The following is an 18,048-nucleotide window of genomic DNA, read 5'->3' as shown; positions in this document are numbered from 1 at the left end:
TAGATATTAGATATTAGATAGGAAACCTTAAACACGCGTAAAAACATGGAGGTACGATGAATATTGGTATTTATATCTACGACGACGCCGAGGTCCTTGATTTCTCTGGCCCCTTTGAGGTGTTTAGCACTGCCAAACGATTGGATGCAGCACGATGGAATGTGTTTTTGGTGTCTGAGACCTTGGAGCCAGTCTCGGCGCGGGGTGGTTTCAATATCCTGCCTCACTATTCCATCCATAACCATCCGGCTATTGACCTATTAATAGTGGTTGGCGGTGTACATACTAAAGAGATGAGCAAGTCACATATACTAAGTTGGTTGAGCACCGTCGATACGCGAGCAGAGCGCGTGGTTTCCGTGTGTACGGGGGCGTTTCTATTGGCCAATGCTGGGTTGCTCAATGGCCTAACTGTCACGACGCATTGGGAAGACATCCCGGATTTAAAACAAGCTTTTCCTGAACTGCTTGTTATTGATGACAAACGCTGGGTGACGTCTGGCAAGTACACGACCTCAGGTGGTATTTCGGCAGGTATTGATATGAGTTTATATTTGGTCTCGGAACTGCGGAGTCAGGATCTTGCGGAGCGGGTGGCGCGTCAAATGGATTACCACTGGCAACCGTGTCAATAATGATCAGTCGATATAGCCGACATGTTTTGTGTTATTCCAGTTCTGGTTTTAGTGTCGACGCCCGCAACCATGGCTTTAGGTTGCATTACACCATCGGTTGAGAGACGATTCTGTCATCAAAAACATTGTCGTAATAGGGAATAAAATGAAGCAAAACATTGTCCATATTGCGCTTGTCGTCAAAGACTACGACGAGGCGATAGATTTCTATGTCAACAAACTAAAATTTGAACTGATTGAGGATACGTATCAACCAGAACAAGACAAGCGTTGGGTTGTGGTGGCGCCGCCAAATTCACAGGGTGTCACGTTATTGCTCGCTAAGGCCTCTAAACCTGAACAGCACGACTTTATTGGTAATCAAGCGGGTGGACGGGTATTTATTTTCTTAAATACAGACGATTTTTGGCGCGACTATGAACATATGAAGTCCATTGGCATTAACTTCGTCCGCGAGCCAAAGGAGCAAGATTACGGCACTGTGGCGGTGTTTGAGGATTTGTATGGAAACCTTTGGGACCTCCTTCAGCTAAACCCTGAGCATCCAATGGCTAAAAGATAGCAAGGCCACGTCGTAGTGACATTGATGAATACAAACCGTCATCAATGTTACTGCATTTTAGTGTTTGTCGTGCCCTTCAGCGGGTTGGAACCTGTTTATGGAAATAACATTTAGATCAATATCAGAAGCCGATTTTGATTCTATATTCAGCACCGTGAAAAATGGATTATTTCACCATGTGGACGCGGTATTTGGGTGGGACGACCACTTTCAACGTCGGCGATTAGAAACAGAATACCAGCATGATTGGTTCTATTGGATCGAAGTGGGTGACCAGCAAGTCGGATTAGTGTGTTTTAAACCCTATGATAATTCGCTTCATGTACACCTACTTATTATTGATGCACGGTATCGCGGCAACGGGATAGGTAGTAAAGCTATGCACGCGATACATGCTATTGCTTTATCTCAGCACAGAAAGAATGTCACACTTTCAAGTTTTAGAGGCAATGGAAGCGCGTTGTCATTTTATCAAAACCTGGGTTATCGGATTATTGATAATAGTGAGAAAAACTTTGTTTCATTGTCCATTGACTTAGCGCTATAACACTATGTAGACACAACGCTATGTCTAAATGGGTAGCTAACCGTTTAAACATACTTTCTATATTACGTTGATGAGCGTTATAAATTCATTCCAATCCATATAAGGATGTATTTTGAGCCATAAAAAAGTAGTCATTATTACCGGTGCTGGCAGAGGAATTGGAGCGGCCACCGCGGCATTATTCGCGCGTAAAGGTTATGCGGTGTGTATTAACTATAAATCTAATGCGAAATCAGCGAATGAATTAGCCGCCAAGATAACCGCCGATGGCGGGAAGTGCATTACCGTTCAAGCGGATGTATCTAATGAAAACGATGTCACTCGGCTGTTCTCTACCGTGGATAAAGCGCTAGGGCCGCTTTCTGTTTTGGTGAACAATGCGGGTATATTGAAACCGCAATCACGCCTAGAGGAGATGACAGCAGACAGAATTAATTCAATCCTGGCAAATAATGTTACTAGCTATTTTTTATGTTGTAGGGAAGCAGTAAAACGGATGTCTACTCGTTATGGTGGTGTAGGAGGCGGTATTATTAATGTCTCTTCTGGTGCATCACGCTCTGGCTCTCCCAATGAGTATATTGATTACGCAGCGTCAAAAGGCGCGGTCGATACCTTAACTAAAGGATTATCATTAGAAGTTGCAGGTGAGGGCATTCGAGTGAACTGTGTACGTCCTGGGTTGATCCATACGGAGATGCACGCTGATGGCGGAGAGCCTGAGCGAGTCGCCAGACTCTCCAGTAGTATTCCGCTCAAGCGAGGCGGTCAGCCAGAGGAAGTCGCCGAAGCTATTTATTGGCTTGCGTCGGACAAGTCTACTTTTGCAACTGGAAACTTTTTAGATTTAACCGGCGGTTTGTGATTGAAAGTCAACCAGTCGAGAGATGGCTCTTTGACTTTCCTGCTTGATGGGACTGACCGCTTAATGGGACTGACGGCTTATGGGGCATGTTGGCGTGTCCTCTTTTTAGACCGTTATATTGCTTTGTATTAAGGAGGACAAGTTGGTTCATTTACTTAAAAACATCATATTAATAAATGGTTGTGCGGCATTAGTCGTACTGTGTTTGTCTCAATACATCCCATTTTTTCAAACCACAGAGATCGTTGATTTCTTATTCTTTGTTGTTATCGTCATTTGGATACTGGCAAAGCTTATGTGGGAGGGGGGCGTGCACGGTAAAACAGCTCTAGTGGACGACCCTATCTCAGACAAGGTGTTTAAAATGATCAAACAACATGATTATAAGCAAGAACAACAGACGCATTATCGACAAAATTATCAAACAGGCTTAGTGTTTTTTATTGCGGGAGTGCCAGCGTTCATTAGCTGTCTGGTGATACAGTTTTTATAACGGCGGTAACAACGGTATGTATGACCAGTTATTGGGCGAGTACATCACTGTAAGATTGTGAGCGACGTAAACATATAAACATAAAACAATGACCAGGAGTCAATAATGAAACCAGCACCGATTAAGGAGTTAATCACGTTTGAAGACTTTGCTAAGTTGGATATTCGAGTGGGAACCATTACAAAAGTTTCTGACGTGGCTAAATCCGACAAGCTTATGAAACTTACCGTTGATTTTGGCGACCACACTCGTTCAATCTTGTCAGGTATAAAGCAAGAACGAGATAACCCAGCTGAAATTGAAGGAAAGCAAGCGTTGTTTGTTGTGAACCTACCGGACAGAAAAATGGCCGGAGAGATATCACAAGGTATGCTATTTGATATTGGCTATGAAGATAAAATAAACCCGTGTCTTGCCATGCCGGAGCGCGACGTACCAAACGGCAGTCGTGCAGGGTAGACGCATTATGGCAGTCGAGCATTCGTACTTTCGTGCCTTTCAAAGCGACGTTGATCACCTTATAATGCCGTTGAATTTAATGAAAGCTAAGTATTTATGAACAACAATCGAGAAATCATCGCAATGTTGCGTGAGCGCGTGCCATCGTTCGAGTGTACGCCTGGCTGTCACGACTGTTGCGGACCAGTGACGACATCGTCAGAAGAAATGTCTCGCTTACCACGTAAAACCGACGCGGAGCATGATGAAGCACTAAACAACTTCGACTGTGTACACTTAGGACCGAAAGGATGCACTGTATATGATGAGCGCCCTTTGATCTGCAGACTGTTTGGCACCACGCCGAATATGCCGTGTCCAAACGGCTGTCGACCAGAAGAAATGATTGACTCAAAAACTGAGCGTCAAATCCATCACTTCATCAAAAATACTCGTCAAGTACTGGTATAAGGCAGCGGTTAACTACTTTTGGGATGACGTTACAAGACAAGTGACAGAGGCCATACAGGATGTTTTCAGCGATCGTTGGCTTCAGTTAGGCGTTAAAGATTAGGTAGTACATGCGTAAAAATGATAAGAAAATCGACAATCAACTGAGAGTGATGTTGACGGAAATTTGTGAGACGGAGCTTGATCGCACTGATGGATTTGCGTGGTTAACGCACACCGCTAATTACTCCAACTTTCCTAGTAGTTTAAAGATTGCTTGTGTTTTTGATACGAATGATGAGTTATCTCAGTTTACTTCTAGTCAGAGTGCGAGCGCGTTGACCTCGTTAATTCAAAAAAGATGTGAGGCGTTGGGGATTCAGTTTAAACGTGCCTCTGAGCATATTATTTATGATTCAGAAGAGCGCTGTAATTCTCAACACCAAGGTAACTGGTCAAAGCGATTGAAGAGTCTGTGACATCAGCAGGTATGGTATCTGGCCCCATGCTTTAGTTTGCTTGGGCATCGTTGATAGACTAGGTTTATGAATGTTAGGTTTGGGTGCTAGGTGCTAGGTGCTAGGTGCTAGGTGCTAGTTAACGGCCAAGACTTAAAACTTGGATGTAATGCTGCTGTACTGATTTAATGATGAGATGAGCCATTTACGTTTGCTTCAGGATATTTAAGGATGAATAAATGAAAAAAATTGTGATGTTACTACTAACCACCGTTTTTCTTAGCGGTTGTGCAGGTGTTGCAACGGTGGGGGCAATTGTGTATTACAAAAGCCAAAATCATGAAGTCGCTTCGGTTGATATTCAAGCTCCAGCAGACAAGGTGTATCAAGTCGCGATTGATACGGTCAGTAACAATCCGGCGGTCTCTATTATTCAACAAGATGACACAATGCGAATGCTTGATTTACGTCAAAGCGAGAACAGCGGAAGCTTAAAGGTTGCTGCAGTGAGTGCAACGTTGTCGAAGTTAACGATCACCTCTGATATAACGGAAACGGATGGGGCGAATCCTTTATCTGGCGTATTGAAAATCTGTGAAGAGTTACAGGTGAAGTGTGAACTAAGCGAGTAGTATTAACGCTGCCTTTGAGAGCTATTGAGGATGACTCACTAAGGCCTAGTGTAGTGTGGTCAATGGAGTGGTTTTGACTGTGCCTATTTAGGGAAGTAATGAGCAACATTATTCAGCTTATCAAGCAAGATGCCTTGAGGTCTAAAGCACTACACTGTGTTTTTCAGCTTAACCTTCCACAGTGTTATCTATCAGCCGGTTTTGTGAGAAATTTGGTCTGGGACCATTTACACTCAAAACAGCATCCGACAGTATTGAATGACGTTGATGTCATCTATTTCGATCCTAATGAACATACCGCCAACAGATATCAAGCGGCTAACAAACATCAAGAGTATGAAGAGCAACTTCGTTGCATGATGCCAGAGCTCAATTGGCAGGTGAGAAACCAAGCGTTAATGCATGTACGCAATGGTGACATGCCTTATCTCAGTACGGTTGATGCTATGAGTTATTGGCCAGAAAAAGAAACTGCCGTTGGGATCAGGCAGGTTGGGGCGAATAAGTTTGAATGTATCTCAGCATTTGGGTTTGATTCACTGTTTAATCTTCAAATAACGCCTAACCCTAAGCGATCAAGAGACGTTTTTGAGCAGCGCATCCATACCAAAAACTGGCTAACGATTTGGCCAATGTTACGAGTAGTGGGCGGGCCTGCTGTATCTCATCAGGAAATCTAATCTTTTTTGGGCTTGTTTTGGATTGCCTAAATCAACGACTTCAATCATCTCACACTCGTCACGAACCATTTCATCGATTAAGCTCGGATAATGCCGGCAATCTTCGGGTCGATCTAAATAGATACTGCATAGGTACCTGTCTGGCTCTTGAGGAGACGGTTTGGCCGCAACACTGAGGAAAGGACAACGATCCAGTTTCTGGCCAGATTCAGGATCAAACCATATCTCGTTGTTTTTCACGTATTCGAAGATATCGGGATTAAACAATTCCCATAGGTCAATCTCATCTTGATTAGCTGCTAAGTCACCGCCGCCGTATTTGATGCAACATTTACCGCATTGATTACATTCTTTCATCGTTGGCCAATTAGTTGGATGAGCGCTTTTTCATTGTAGCATTGATGTTGCTTGGGCCGTTGATTAGGTTTGTGAGCTTAAAACCACGGGCACCTTGAAAAGGCGGCAAACTCAATGTTTGGACCGTGTGTTCAGGTTGTTTGCTCAATACCGCATCCTCAGAGTGGATTTCTGGCGTGAGACCTTGAGCATTGGGCGTATATTGTCTAAGATACGGCACTTTTGTTTTCTATAGGTCACCAATATGAACGATTCTAAATCTCAACCAACTCTACCGGATCGCTTAGCAGGTAATCCTCGCAGCCCTCACCATGTGGCAGAAATCTTCGAATATGCGATTGGTATTCGACTTAACGGCAAAGAGCGTTTTGATGTAGAAGAGTACTGCATCAGTGAAGGTTGGGTAAAAATCCCTTCACCGAAAGCGCTTGATCGTTGGGGTCAGCCAATGTTAATTACGCTAAAAGGCACAGTAGAAGCTTTTTATAAGTAACGCGTATTGATGAAACAACGCTAGCTTGTCAGTGAACCGTCGCTGTCAGGTTGGCGTTATTACGTTGTCATCATGCTTTTCTTGTCCATTGTCTTTTAGCTCTACCTATCTATCTCTCTTTATATATCTATTTCTATCTATCGCTCTATACCCCGCGGTTAGTGTGCCTCCTCGAAACTTTAAAAGCCTAACGTCAAAAGCCATTTTTACCTTGAAGATAAATGTTTACCTCGAAGATAAATGTTTCCCTCGACTATAATTGTCTCTCTCGGCGATAAATATTTACCGCCAAGATAAGTATTTACGGCCAAGAAAAATGCTCACGGCTAAGGTGAACGTTCGCACCTAGGTGATAGTTAACGTCCTAGTTTTATTGCCGCATTTTAAAGAACAGTGTAGCCTTTGCTCTTTGATAATTAATGGGTTTGCTGGCGACAAGGGTTTATATGCAAGTACATAAATATGACGCCGTAGAATGGCTATCCACGCTCCCCGATACAAGTGTTGATCTCCTCATCACCGACCCACCTTATGAGTCATTGGAAAAGCACCGTAAGATAGGGACAACGACTCGGTTAAAAGTCAGTAAGTCGTCGAGCAATCAGTGGTTTGAGATCTTTGAGAATGAACGCTTTGAGAGTTTAATTGCGCAGATCTATCGCGTTCTTAAGAAAAACGCCCACTTTTACTTATTCTGCGACCAGGAAACCATGTTCCTAATCAAGCCACTGGCCGAGCAAGCGGGGTTTAAATTTTGGAAGCCGATTATTTGGGATAAAGTGAGTATCGGTATGGGGTATCACTATCGTGCTCGCCATGAGTACATTCTTTTCTTTGAAAAAGGGAAACGAAAGCTTAACGACCTCGGTATCCCAGATATTCTGACCCATAAGCGTGTATATCGGGGTTACCCAACCGAAAAGCCAGTCCCTTTGATGGAGACGCTCATCTCTCAAAGTTCGAATGAAAACGAGTTGGTGGTGGATCCCTTTTTTGGCTCAGGGGCGACGCTTATTGCCGCTAACAATCTAAAGCGAAAGGCGTATGGAAATGATATTTCCGACTCGGCTCATGAGCATTTTCTTAACCGAGTCGCAATGCAAGATGCTTAGTCATAGGATAAGAGTGAAGTCATGATTCAATGGCCGTGCCTATTAAAACTAGAGGGTGATGATGAGCTGATTTATCTCGCTTCTGAGCCACATTTTTTTATGGAGAGTCGCGATCTTATTTGGAGCGATGATGATGTGGTTGTCGATTCAGTGGGAGCGTGTTTCACGTTGTGCGCATCGAATTCTAACTCTAGCCCAGATTCTGTTGCGCTTCAAAAGTGCAATCAAACGGTATCGTTGGAAGAGGTGACCCAGCTCATTCAGGCTCATGAGTTTTGTCTTGCAGAGATGTGTCTAACAAAAATTCAGTTTCCATCGATTTTTGATGCTATCACCTCATTGTCATTTGAGCGCTAAAGCAATAAGAAAGCTCACCGTGCCAGTACACTTAAAGGCGAGCTCTCTTTTACATTAAATGTGCAGGTACATTAGAAGTGCAGGGTTAGCATTTCAATTAGTTCGTGCTCAGTAGATGGTACCTTAGAGAGTTCAACGCCACAGGATGCACCTCCTTTCAGCATATAAGCTTGAGTGGTGCAGTGGTCGTAGTGAAACCACTTTCCGTTGACGCATACATCCGTGTAACATCTGGTGTCTTTTTTTAATTCCATTTTATCTACCTCTCAAGCCTTTGGTTAACATTAACTTAACGTAAAAGTGACATAAGTAAACATGATGTAGATCAATCTAGGTGGTTTTATTCCCCATAAGTAGTATGGGATTATGGTCAAAAATGAGAGCTGAGTCGTCTTATGAGTGTACGCTGGTGATGATATGGCGTTAGCAGCCCGTACGTATTGTTAACCTTAGTGCGTATTTTTAATCCGAGTGGGTGTTTTTAATCCGAGCAGGAGTTGTTAATCGCCAGTCCGCTGATGCCCATCGCGTTAATTCGCTATTTAAGGTGCATAGTATATTCATGGCTGCAAATTATGCTCGTGGTTACAAATTAGACAGAGGGAATAAATGAACAACATGATTGATAAATTAGCTTGGGTGTATATTCAAGATGGAAAATTACTAACGGTTCGCTCAAAAGGTAAACATTTGTTTTATCTGCCCGGTGGTAAACGTGAACAAGGAGAAACGGACGAGCAAGCCCTGATTCGCGAAATCCAAGAAGAACTCTCGGTGGAATTAACCCCGCAATCGTTAAGTTATGCTGGGACGTTTAGTGCCCAAGCGGATGGGAAAGCGAAGGGGGTAACAGTGCAGCTGACCTGTTATTACTCTGACTTTACTGGCGCATTGCAACCGGCAATGGAAATTGAAGAGTTTCGATATGTTGATATAACGGATAAAGCCATTTGTTCACTGGCTACCATGGTTACGTTGGAGTGGTTGGTCACGAAAGGTCTGATACCAAAAGAACGGCCATAGTCTCTCATTGCCGTCGACAGCGTAGTCGACGGCGATTTTCGCAAGTCCGGTACGTAAAGATTCATCGCCTTGCGTTAGCTTTTCGTACTAAAACTATTTAATTTGATCGACAGAGTACTCGAGTTTAGAGAACTCAGCGTGACTCTCTCCATTAGAAAACTGGTTGTAAACTCCAGCTTTATAATAGCTTAGTAGGGGCTTCCAGTATGATATGTCATGGTCTACTTGTTGTTTACCATCAACGTTAATAACGAGTTTTTGATTACCAACGATTACATCAAATGCGGTGTCATTTTCCTCGCTTGCGATCCCTAAATCATAATGCTTGTAAGCTTTTTGTGGTTTGCATGCGTCTTTGCCAATGTTGTCGGCGCCTCTTTCTCCCTTACAAATCAGACTATTTGCTTTGATGATGGCCCAGTAATGTCCCATGACACCATTTGCATCTTGTTTCCAAACGACGCGGAGTAGTGGGTGGGGAATACCACCGTCGCCATTGTCATTCATACCTTTGTTGTGTACTTGCAAATACGTGATTTCATTTTGTGTAATATCAGAATCTTTCATCGACTCTTGTGGAGCAACAGGTTTGAAGCTCGCGCTTAGGCGATAAAATGTGTTTGGCAGATCACTGCGAAAATTTTCATGAACTCTAAGCTCTGCTCGGCGATGATCACCAAACATTTTAAATACGAACGCTTCACTTTCTTTATCAACGTAGAAATATTGATTAACTATGTTCGAAAAGTTGCTGTCTTCTGCGACTTGAATCTGATTGCCTTTTTTACCATGAGGCTCGGATATTTGTAATTTAGATACGGCTAGGATTGATTGAAATTGCGAGTACTCGGCAGGGATGCCTCGATTTTCTGATGCATCATTCATGTCTAGCTGCGCGTAAGCATTCCCCGCGATACAAATAGAGCCGATAAGGCCGAGTGTCGTTGATTTCTTAATGGTCATTTCAGTTATACCCTTGTGTTTTTTCGAGAGTATATGTCAATTGCCATACAATAAGTCAATAATAATATAATCAAGACAAAGCTGATATTTAGCTTGGCTCACAGTCTGACAGTAACCAACATTCTTGCATGAATTATGACTTACCTATTTGCTGGTTTTATGCTTTTCAGAATAGACGAATAAAAATACAAATTAATGTGAACAATAACGAAAGGAGGATCGTAAAAGTAGGGTGTATAGCCATCAAGATGATATATAACTTTGTTTGTGAGGTCTATAAAGTAATGAACAATAAGATTAATCCCAAGAAATTATTGCATAGTAAATGGACTGCATTGAATCCAATCAACCGAGAAAAGCACTTTATGGTGACTGAACTAGAAGTTGAAGAAGGGGTCGTGGTGCACTGCGCCATCGAAGCGGTGATGACGAAAAGGTTAGCTTCGATTGATTGGCGAGAATTGAAAGATCAGGACTCTTGGATGTTGGGTTGGAAGTAAACAGTATGCTGGGTTGGGTATAAAAAAAATGCTGGTCTTGTATTAGTGATTAATGCGGAACGGTTCGGTTAAGGATCATACTGATATTGATATATTAGGGAAAGAGGGATAAAGATGAACATTTTTGTTCTAGACGAAAACGTCAGCCGGTGTGCTCGCTATCATTGCGATCAGCATGTCATTAAAATGATTTTAGAAAGTGTACAAATCCTGTGTACTGCTTTAAATAAGAAAGGCTTTGAGACGCCGTACAAGTCGACTCACGTTAAACATCCCAGTGTACTGTGGGTTGAGGCTTCTTATGACAACTTCTTATGGTTGAAATCACTGACCGTTGCACTGAATGATGAGTATCGATTCCGGTACAATAAAGATGTGGACCATAAGTCGATGAGTGTGTTGAGCCAAATATCGGCATTCTCTTTCCCTGCTGTTGGGTTAACCCCTTTTCCTCAAGCGATGCCTGATGCTTACAAGGTGATTGATGATCCCGTACAAGCGTATCGTAATTTTTATTTGGGAGATAAGGCGAGATTTGCAAAGTGGACAAAACGTACGCCACCTCAATGGTTTCTTGGGGAGTGAATATATGCGAATTTGTCGGAGGACAATAACGTTTGTTTGGTTCCAGTAAAGATTGATCGTTTTAGCGCTGTATCAAGTTAAGCGGGCAGGTGATCTAGACTGTTTTTCCCCTTTCGGTGTTGCTTACCGCTCTTCAAACCATCCAAATTAGGCCGTCATCCTTGTGCAAACGAGGATCTTCATCAGCGTGTGACTGACTTAAATACCAATGAATGACACCAAAATTGGTTCATAATACGACCAGCCCTGATTAATGATGCGCTAGCCGACAGATAACGTGCCCTAACCATTGAATCGTAGGGTCAGTTGTTTGACGAGTAAACCTGCACGCCTACAGTAATCGTTGATTTTAATCTTGTTACTACTTACAAGTAACAACAATGTTAGAATCATTGAAAATACATCTGCTCTAGGAGTGACTAACCAAACCTTGCTAGTGTATTGCCGTTGGGTCATTTCGAAATTGCCGTGGGCTTATTCCAGTTTTTGCTTTGAACAGTTTTGAGAAATTTTGTGGGTACTCAAATCCCAACTCATAGGCTATTTGAGTAATACTGTCGCTGGTATCTAAAATCTGGCTCTTTGCTCGCTCTATTAAAAATAGGTGTATATGCTCTAAAGCTGTCTTTCCGGTTTCTTTTTTTAGTAGATCACTTAAGTAATAAGGGGACAAACCAATCTCTTTACCACAGTACTGAACGGTTGGAATGCCTTGCTCAAAAGGCTTATCTCCTTGGTAATATGAGTCTAAGAACTGATTAAAACGCCTCATGTAATCGTGATTAAAATCCCCACGCACGATGAATTGGCGATCATAAAATCTTGAACAATATTTCAACAGCAACTCTATGCTAGAGCATATTAACGATTGGGTATGCTTATCCATATTCATTTCAGTTTCATTACCGATGCTAGAAGCAATATCAGTGACCATCACACGCTCACGCTCAGATAGATGCAACGCTTCATTATTTTGATATTCGAAGAAGGTAAATTGTGACATTTTACTGCCAAGGTCTGACCTTTTAATCAGTTGAGGATGAAAAGCAATAGTCCAACCTAAGGAGTCTTCTACCGGCTCCGTTGCTTCTATAGTCACTTCCTGCCCTGGAGCAAGAAAGGTCATCGTCCCAATATCAAAGTCATAGGTTGTATGACCATAGCCAACCGTGCAATGAGCAGAATCTTTTAAAGAAATCAGATAGAGATCAAAACAGATTTTGACGGTCTCTGTAATTCCTTGCTTAACTTGGGATGGATGGAAAAAGCTCACCTGCGGGTGAGCGGGTGCATCCAGCCCTAATGCAGCATGCAGCTCCGAAATAGTAGTGATATGCAGTGTATTGGTCATTTTTCTACTCTCTAATATTTATCTAATCGAGCTATAGGGCGATAGTTTTCATCGTCTTTTCCAATTCGGCGTAATAAGGGTTCCAAGTTAGACGAGCATGAATACGGTCAGCTTCTTTGTAACCCCATGCTGAAAACCAAGTTTGCTCACCTTGAGTGCACGCTTCTACATCAGAAGTGCTCATACTATTTTCGCAGATTATCTTCTCCCCATACTGTCCATAGTAGCTGTTATCGGGGGCAAATAAAGGGCTCATGTGAGAGGCAGTACTAATTCTAAGGTCATCTCTTTGCATCGAGTAATTTTCTACTTTAGCTGGCAGAGTAAAGTCTCGGTTCTGGCCATACCAAACCAGTTTACTTTTTGAGTGAGTAAAATGACGGTCAAAGTATTTATTTAGAGCATTCGCATCAATCACACTATCAGCCTCTGATATGACTAACAAAACGGGAATATCCAGTTTTTGATCAGCGACTTTTTCGCGAAACACCTTAGCACTTTCTGAGTAGGCTAATGCACTGACAAGAAGGCCAGAGTTATACTTGGCAAGGTTACTCTCTTCAGTGAACCAACCTTCAGTAAAGATTGCTGCTAATGGGGTTAATTTTTCTAGTATTGGTGTTGTCGTTTTAAACCCTGGCGAAAATAACATTAAGCCATTAACGCCCTGTTTTTCTAATGCATGAATAGAAACTAAGTTACCACCCGTAGAGAAACCTCCAAGCCAAACTTCTTCGTATTGTTGTTTTAACTGCTGGGCATAATGATCAATCAATATTTGCCAATCTTGATATTTCACCATTTCCATGTGTCTAGGGTTACTGCCGTGACCTGGCAATAACACAACTTGCACATAGAACCCTTGCTCAGCTAGAGAATCTGAAATATCAGTGAAACTAAAAGGCGAGTCACCAAGACCATGTGCAAGCAAGATCGCTTTATTCGAGTTTGGATCACCCTTTGTGTAAGGTGCGTTCATCGCTAACTCAGTTGTTTGTTGCTCATGCTCAGTGATAAAAGTTCTATTTTCCTTTAACCACTCTGTTGTCGTTTCCACATATTGGTCAAAAGTCGGCTGCAAGTAGTTGTAGTACTGCTTTGATTCATACAGTGGCTCACGGGAGATATCGTGGCTGGAACAGCCACCGATAATCATGAATAAAGTCGCTAAAAGTAAAGTCAATGAAGACTTAATGATTTTCATCGCTAGGTGATCCTCTGTTGTTCCTAGTTACAACGCATAAAGGAATTCTAAGTGAAACGACCAATCAAAACTTATTCATATCCCAACAAGTTATGAGTCTTGAAATCGCAGGAAAATCACTAAAGCTTTGATTAAATGGAACTTACAAGCCACTTATAACAATTGTGGAAATGTATAAGTTTATGAAAGGGTGACAGGCTACACTTTGGACATATTTACAGCAGCCTTAAGTATTAGGTTGATACTGAGGGGCTAAATAATGAAGAAGTACATTTTATCCATAGGAGTCTGCATGGTTTCCGCATCAGTTTCATTAGCTAACGACATGAATCAAGAGTTACATCAACTAGAAGATACGGTTCAAGATGTTGAAGGTAATATCTACCGTACTGTCATCATTGGTGATCAAACTTGGCTAGCAGAAGGTCTTAGGAGTACCACATTTCAAGACGGTTCTGCTGTAGGAACCGGGGTTATCCCTAAAGATGAACCAGATAACTTATTGAAATATGGCAGGCTGTACGATTGGCATGATGTTTCTGATCAGCGAAACCTGTGCCCTGTTGGTTGGCGTGTAGCAACCGATGATGATTGGAAGCAATTAGAGCGTAATATAGGCATGTCCGAAGAAGAAATTAACCAAGATGGTTGGCGTGGCGGTAAGCAAAACCTTGGTGTTCAACTCAAAGAATCCCAAAACGATGGCCTATTTAAGAAGTTTGCCCCATCAATCGTAAATAAACACCGATTTTTTGCTCGACCTGCCGGAGTGAAGTGGAATGGGTTCTACATCACTCAAGGTGCTTACACTGAATTTTGGACAGCGAGCGCTTCAACTGACCAAAAAGCCATTATTCGAACCCTTGCTTACTCTTGGTGGAATGCACATAAAGGCGAAATCCGCCGAGCTACAAGTACCAAGGATTACATGTTTTCCGTTCGGTGCGTAAAGATATAAGGATAGTTTTCAAAACACATTAACGATTAATTCATGGCCTTGCGCCATTTTGACACTTTTAATTTTTGGTAAATACTATGAGCTATTCTTCCGTTTTAATAACAGGTGCAAACTCCGGACTTGGATTTGAAGCCGCACGACAATTGGCCGAAAAAGCCGGCATTTCGAGAATAATATTAGCATGCCGTGATAAAAGTCGTGCTGAAGAGGCGCTTCGCCAATTAGAAGACTCAACAGGTAAGAAGATTTTTGAGATCTTAATTGTTGATGTTGGAAACGTTGAGTCATGTCGTCAAGCTGCTGAGAGTCTTGATACCCCAGTAGATGCAATCATCTTAAACGCTGGAGGTGGTGGAGGAACGACGCCAACTCAACTCACTAAAGATGGTGTGATGTTTATTTTTGCGATCAATGTTTTAGGACATGTCCATTTTACTAATCACCTGATTAGAGACAATAAACTCTCCTCTGGTGGATCAGTTATGTATGTAGCAAGCTTTGCTGCGAGAGGAGCGCCTGAAGTCGGTGCTAGTCGACCACCCATTAAAGAAGGTTCGATTGAAGAGTGGACAAGCGTGATCAACGGTGAAAAGTTTGCTGAAAACAAAACCTATACGGACATTTATGGCGCTGTGAAACTCATGGGAGCATTATGGACAATGAGTATGGCACGGGAGCATACAGATAAAAGGTTTATTACTGTTGACCCCGGCATGGCACGTGGAACTTCTGGTACGGCGTCACTACCTTGGCATCAAAGATGGATCATGAATTCAGCAATGTGGGTTATGCAGAAGCTCGGTAAGGCACACTCTGTAGATGTGGGAGCTAAACGTTACGTTGATGTGCTGTTAAACAGCGATGAATTTAAGACAGGTGCTTGGTGGGGAAGTAAGAAAGGGTTGACAGGTCCACTGGCGAATCAGGTAGACCACTGGCCTGAAATTATAGGTAGCCAATCAGCACAAGACAACGCGAATACCGTCATCAATCAGTTTTTAAAAGAGTAGTGTCATTGTTTTCTTTGGTGTTGACCATGGCGTGAACACCGAAAGTATAAGGCCGAATAAAATCATTTGAATAGCGATCGACTTGATAGAGATTTTTTGGGCCGACATAGCACTATTAATGAGATAAATGAGTTGGTTCTGCTATTTGCCACTTATTAGTTTTTCTATATTAAAGAGACTTGGACATGATTTCTCGGGCTTGAAGCGTAACCATGATGGGGCAAGGCGAGTTACAACGCTCGCCAATACGTCTCTGGACAGAACGAGATTAATATTTTGCTGGCAGAGATAAGTGCTTAATTTGAATCACCTATACAAAGTTGTCATTTCGTTTGGGCTGTAGTGTCTAATGAAAGACCGCATAACAATAAATCCGTCGCTTCCACAGCATGCTGATTAATTTGCTCAGCGTTGAAAGTTGATAATCCTAGTAGTGCAGCTGATCGTGGTGCGAGTAACATTCCAATCCACAAGTGAATTTTGGAATCTGGTTGTGGTAAATCATACCGTTCAACAAAAAACTCTCGCAACACACGGTTAGTATTATCCGCCCCTGTCTTCATGAATATATCCACTACTTCAGGAGCTTGAGTCGACTCTGAGATTAATAGTCGCTGGGTGGCAATATGCTCTTTTGACAAATGAAATGTCATAAACTCTTTAGCGAACGCTATCAAAGCATCACGGCTATTTTCTAGGGATAAATGTTGTAGATATTTGTCACTAAAGTTCTCACCAATTTTCTCTAATGTTGCTTGAAACAACTCAAACTTAGATGGGTAGTAACGATAGAGAGTTTGCTTAGTCAATTTCGCCTCGGCCGCAATGGTATCCATGCTAGCAGCGGTATAGCCCTCTGATAAAAAATTCACTTTTGCAGCAACTAATATGGCTTGTTTCTTCTTTTCTCTGTTTTGTTCAATTTTGCTCATTATCTACTCCAAATAATGAAAGCATACTTGTGAGTATGATTTATGTTGACACTCTACCACTATAAAATCATACTATCGAGTATGATTTTATAGTGGTGTACATTTATGAGTCCTATAACACACTCTTTTTTTCAAGCAAATAATAGTCGAACGGCGGGTTTTACGATTGCAGTGCTCGGCGCTGTATTGATGAGTATTGATCCAATATTTATCCGGTTTTCTGGGGTAAGTGGTTACGACACGGCTTTTCTGTTTGGTCTATTCAGTGCGATATCAATGTCTATTCTACTGAAAGTAAAAGATAAGAGAGGTATTAAACAAGCCGTCAAACAAAGTGGATGGCCATTACTTGTTTCAAGCTTTTTAATGTTAGGTAGTGCTACAGGGTTAGTATTGAGCGTTAAAACCACGTCAATCACTAATACGTTCGTCATTCTTAGTGCATCGCCCGCTATTGCCGCCATTTTAAGTTGGCTATTGCTTCGGGAAAAGACCAATCGTTCAACCATTATCGCAATTATTGCCGTAATGATTGGTATTGGCATTGTGGTCTCGGGTTCATTGGGCTCAGGTCACTTAATCGGAGACCTGCTAGCCATGTTTTCTGTTGTCTGCCTTTCCCTCATGTTTACTTTATTGCGTAAGTATCAAGATGTCAGCAGATTAGCGAGTGTTGCTTTGGGAAGCCTCTTGCTAGCCATTGTCATGTTATTTCTTGCTGAACCAAGCAGTTACAGTGCGAGTACATGGTTGGTCATGGCTGCAATGGGGTTGTTTACCGCGCCATTAGGCAGAGTCATGTCTATGGTGGCTACCCGGTATATCACCGCCGCCGAGGTATCAATGACATTGATGTTAGAAACGGTACTAGCACCAGTGTGGGCGTTCTTAATCTTCGCTGAGACCCCCGCTTTGACAAGCTTGGTAGGTGGCGCTGTTATTCTTGTGGCCATTATCATCTATACATTTGTCACCATCAACAATGAAAATAATTAGGAGTATTTATGACACCGACACTGATCACCATTGGCAATATTCGAACGCCTTATACTTCGATTGATGAGTGCCCGCATAACATTCAATTTGACGGCCCAACTTGCCAAATAGTGCTATCTGACAATTACAAACAGGGGTTAAATGGGTTGGCAGTAGGAGAGTATATTCTTGTGCTCTATTGGTTAGAGGGCGCGCAGCGTGATTTACTGGTTCAAGCTGGAAAAAAAGGCATTAATAAAGGTACCTTTTCGCTGCGATCTCCCCATCGGCCTAATCCGATAGGTGCCGCCGTGCTGCCAATAGAGTCGATTCAAAATGGCATCATTACTGTGAAAGGACTCGATTGTTTAGACAATACAGCTCTGATTGATATTAAACCTGCAATCTACAGAGAAAACGTAAACTGACTCGTTTGTGGACAGAGGGCTTTTAGCTTATCGCTCTTCA

General features: G+C 42.3%; 27 protein-coding genes. 20 read left to right on the top strand and 7 right to left on the bottom strand.

Annotated elements, in window-relative coordinates:
* The first annotated feature begins 56 nt into the window (after positions 1–56).
* The 10 genes from AB4405_RS17245 (at position 57) to AB4405_RS17200 (ending at position 5,760) form a co-directional block, all read left to right on the top strand.
* Positions 57–635: a DJ-1/PfpI family protein gene (locus tag AB4405_RS17245; RefSeq protein WP_372062023.1), complete on the top strand. Its 579-nt coding sequence runs from the start codon at positions 57–59 to the stop codon at positions 633–635.
* Positions 636–780: 145 nt separating this feature from the next.
* Entirely contained in the window at positions 781–1,197 is a 417-nt protein-coding gene (locus tag AB4405_RS17240; protein ID WP_372062021.1) for a VOC family protein, read from the top strand.
* A 97-nt stretch (positions 1,198–1,294) separates the two neighbouring features.
* A complete protein-coding gene (locus AB4405_RS17235; protein ID WP_372062020.1) occupies positions 1,295–1,744 on the top strand; it encodes a GNAT family N-acetyltransferase in 450 nt (149 codons plus the stop codon).
* A gap of 112 nt (positions 1,745–1,856) precedes the next feature.
* Complete coding sequence (locus AB4405_RS17230; protein ID WP_372062018.1) at positions 1,857–2,609, top strand: SDR family oxidoreductase; 753 nt, start codon at positions 1,857–1,859, stop codon at positions 2,607–2,609.
* A 142-nt stretch (positions 2,610–2,751) separates the two neighbouring features.
* Positions 2,752–3,102, top strand: a complete 351-nt coding sequence (locus AB4405_RS17225) for a hypothetical protein (protein WP_372062016.1) — start codon at positions 2,752–2,754, stop codon at positions 3,100–3,102.
* Positions 3,103–3,207: 105 nt separating this feature from the next.
* Entirely contained in the window at positions 3,208–3,561 is a 354-nt protein-coding gene (locus AB4405_RS17220) for a tRNA-binding protein (RefSeq protein WP_372062014.1), read from the top strand.
* A 96-nt stretch (positions 3,562–3,657) separates the two neighbouring features.
* Positions 3,658–4,011 carry a YkgJ family cysteine cluster protein gene (locus AB4405_RS17215; RefSeq protein WP_102469192.1) on the top strand — a complete coding sequence of 118 codons (354 nt, stop codon included), beginning with the start codon at positions 3,658–3,660 and terminating at the stop codon, positions 4,009–4,011.
* A gap of 110 nt (positions 4,012–4,121) precedes the next feature.
* Entirely contained in the window at positions 4,122–4,469 is a 348-nt protein-coding gene (locus AB4405_RS17210) for a Fis family transcriptional regulator (RefSeq protein WP_372062012.1), read from the top strand.
* Between the two features lie 218 nt (positions 4,470–4,687).
* On the top strand, positions 4,688–5,080 hold the full coding sequence (locus tag AB4405_RS17205) for a DUF3568 domain-containing protein (RefSeq protein ID WP_372062010.1): 393 nt from the start codon (positions 4,688–4,690) through the stop codon (positions 5,078–5,080).
* Between the two features lie 98 nt (positions 5,081–5,178).
* Positions 5,179–5,760, top strand: a complete 582-nt coding sequence (locus AB4405_RS17200; protein WP_372062008.1) for a nucleotidyltransferase family protein — start codon at positions 5,179–5,181, stop codon at positions 5,758–5,760.
* On the opposite strand, the gene AB4405_RS17195 is transcribed toward AB4405_RS17200, so the two are convergent.
* On the bottom strand, positions 5,716–6,117 hold the full coding sequence (locus AB4405_RS17195) for a YkgJ family cysteine cluster protein (RefSeq protein ID WP_372062007.1): 402 nt from the start codon (positions 6,115–6,117) through the stop codon (positions 5,716–5,718). The two genes, AB4405_RS17200 and AB4405_RS17195, sit on opposite strands and share 45 nt — an antisense overlap.
* A 10-nt stretch (positions 6,118–6,127) precedes the next feature.
* Positions 6,128–6,337 carry a hypothetical protein gene (locus AB4405_RS17190; RefSeq protein WP_372062006.1) on the bottom strand — a complete coding sequence of 70 codons (210 nt, stop codon included), beginning with the start codon at positions 6,335–6,337 and terminating at the stop codon, positions 6,128–6,130.
* A 24-nt stretch (positions 6,338–6,361) separates the two neighbouring features.
* On the opposite strand from AB4405_RS17190, the gene AB4405_RS17185 reads away from it, so the two are divergent.
* From AB4405_RS17185 to AB4405_RS17175, 3 genes are all read left to right on the top strand, one after another.
* Positions 6,362–6,610, top strand: a complete 249-nt coding sequence (locus AB4405_RS17185; RefSeq protein WP_102469186.1) for a DUF3297 family protein — start codon at positions 6,362–6,364, stop codon at positions 6,608–6,610.
* Between the two features lie 446 nt (positions 6,611–7,056).
* Positions 7,057–7,722 (top strand): site-specific DNA-methyltransferase, encoded by a 666-nt coding sequence (locus AB4405_RS17180; protein ID WP_372062005.1) that lies wholly within the window; start codon positions 7,057–7,059, stop codon positions 7,720–7,722.
* A gap of 21 nt (positions 7,723–7,743) precedes the next feature.
* Positions 7,744–8,079, top strand: coding sequence for a DUF4144 family protein (locus tag AB4405_RS17175; RefSeq protein WP_372062004.1), 336 nt, complete (start codon positions 7,744–7,746; stop codon positions 8,077–8,079).
* 71 nt (positions 8,080–8,150) lie between these two features.
* Here the strand turns inward: AB4405_RS17175 and AB4405_RS17170 are convergent, their stop codons facing one another.
* Complete coding sequence (locus AB4405_RS17170; RefSeq protein ID WP_102469184.1) at positions 8,151–8,333, bottom strand: hypothetical protein; 183 nt, start codon at positions 8,331–8,333, stop codon at positions 8,151–8,153.
* A gap of 355 nt (positions 8,334–8,688) precedes the next feature.
* On the opposite strand from AB4405_RS17170, the gene AB4405_RS17165 reads away from it, so the two are divergent.
* Positions 8,689–9,102: an NUDIX domain-containing protein gene (locus AB4405_RS17165; RefSeq protein ID WP_372062003.1), complete on the top strand. Its 414-nt coding sequence runs from the start codon at positions 8,689–8,691 to the stop codon at positions 9,100–9,102.
* 93 nt (positions 9,103–9,195) lie between these two features.
* Here AB4405_RS17165 and AB4405_RS17160 read toward each other — a convergent pair whose 3' ends face one another.
* On the bottom strand, positions 9,196–10,065 hold the full coding sequence (locus AB4405_RS17160; protein ID WP_372062001.1) for a polysaccharide lyase family 7 protein: 870 nt from the start codon (positions 10,063–10,065) through the stop codon (positions 9,196–9,198).
* Between the two features lie 284 nt (positions 10,066–10,349).
* On the opposite strand from AB4405_RS17160, the gene AB4405_RS17155 reads away from it, so the two are divergent.
* A complete protein-coding gene (locus AB4405_RS17155; protein WP_372061999.1) occupies positions 10,350–10,565 on the top strand; it encodes a TIGR02450 family Trp-rich protein in 216 nt (71 codons plus the stop codon).
* Positions 10,566–10,679: 114 nt separating this feature from the next.
* Positions 10,680–11,150: a pyrimidine dimer DNA glycosylase/endonuclease V gene (locus tag AB4405_RS17150; protein WP_102469181.1), complete on the top strand. Its 471-nt coding sequence runs from the start codon at positions 10,680–10,682 to the stop codon at positions 11,148–11,150.
* A 433-nt stretch (positions 11,151–11,583) separates the two neighbouring features.
* On the opposite strand, the gene AB4405_RS17145 is transcribed toward AB4405_RS17150, so the two are convergent.
* Positions 11,584–12,501, bottom strand: coding sequence for a helix-turn-helix domain-containing protein (locus AB4405_RS17145; RefSeq protein ID WP_372061998.1), 918 nt, complete (start codon positions 12,499–12,501; stop codon positions 11,584–11,586).
* A 31-nt stretch (positions 12,502–12,532) separates the two neighbouring features.
* Entirely contained in the window at positions 12,533–13,705 is a 1,173-nt protein-coding gene (locus AB4405_RS17140) for an alpha/beta hydrolase (RefSeq protein WP_372061997.1), read from the bottom strand.
* 292 nt (positions 13,706–13,997) lie between these two features.
* Here AB4405_RS17140 and AB4405_RS17135 point away from each other — a divergent pair, with 292 nt between their 5' ends.
* Positions 13,998–14,663, top strand: coding sequence for a fibrobacter succinogenes major paralogous domain-containing protein (locus tag AB4405_RS17135; RefSeq protein WP_372061995.1), 666 nt, complete (start codon positions 13,998–14,000; stop codon positions 14,661–14,663).
* A gap of 77 nt (positions 14,664–14,740) precedes the next feature.
* The gene (locus tag AB4405_RS17130; RefSeq protein ID WP_372061994.1) at positions 14,741–15,673 is read left to right on the top strand and encodes an SDR family NAD(P)-dependent oxidoreductase; all 933 of its coding nucleotides are present in this window, start codon (positions 14,741–14,743) and stop codon (positions 15,671–15,673) included.
* A 323-nt stretch (positions 15,674–15,996) separates the two neighbouring features.
* Here the strand turns inward: AB4405_RS17130 and AB4405_RS17125 are convergent, their stop codons facing one another.
* A complete protein-coding gene (locus AB4405_RS17125) occupies positions 15,997–16,605 on the bottom strand; it encodes a TetR/AcrR family transcriptional regulator (protein WP_372061993.1) in 609 nt (202 codons plus the stop codon).
* Between the two features lie 105 nt (positions 16,606–16,710).
* On the opposite strand from AB4405_RS17125, the gene AB4405_RS17120 reads away from it, so the two are divergent.
* Both AB4405_RS17120 and tsaA read left to right on the top strand, forming a co-directional pair.
* Positions 16,711–17,601, top strand: coding sequence for a DMT family transporter (locus AB4405_RS17120; RefSeq protein WP_372061991.1), 891 nt, complete (start codon positions 16,711–16,713; stop codon positions 17,599–17,601).
* Positions 17,602–17,609: 8 nt separating this feature from the next.
* Positions 17,610–18,008: a tRNA (N6-threonylcarbamoyladenosine(37)-N6)-methyltransferase TrmO gene (tsaA, locus tag AB4405_RS17115; protein ID WP_372061989.1), complete on the top strand. Its 399-nt coding sequence runs from the start codon at positions 17,610–17,612 to the stop codon at positions 18,006–18,008.
* The last annotated feature ends 40 nt before the right edge of the window (positions 18,009–18,048 follow it).

This window comes from Vibrio sp. 10N.261.51.F12 (genome assembly GCF_041471725.1).
GTDB lineage: Bacteria > Pseudomonadota > Gammaproteobacteria > Enterobacterales > Vibrionaceae > Vibrio.
This window is presented reverse-complemented; position numbering and strand designations above follow the sequence as displayed.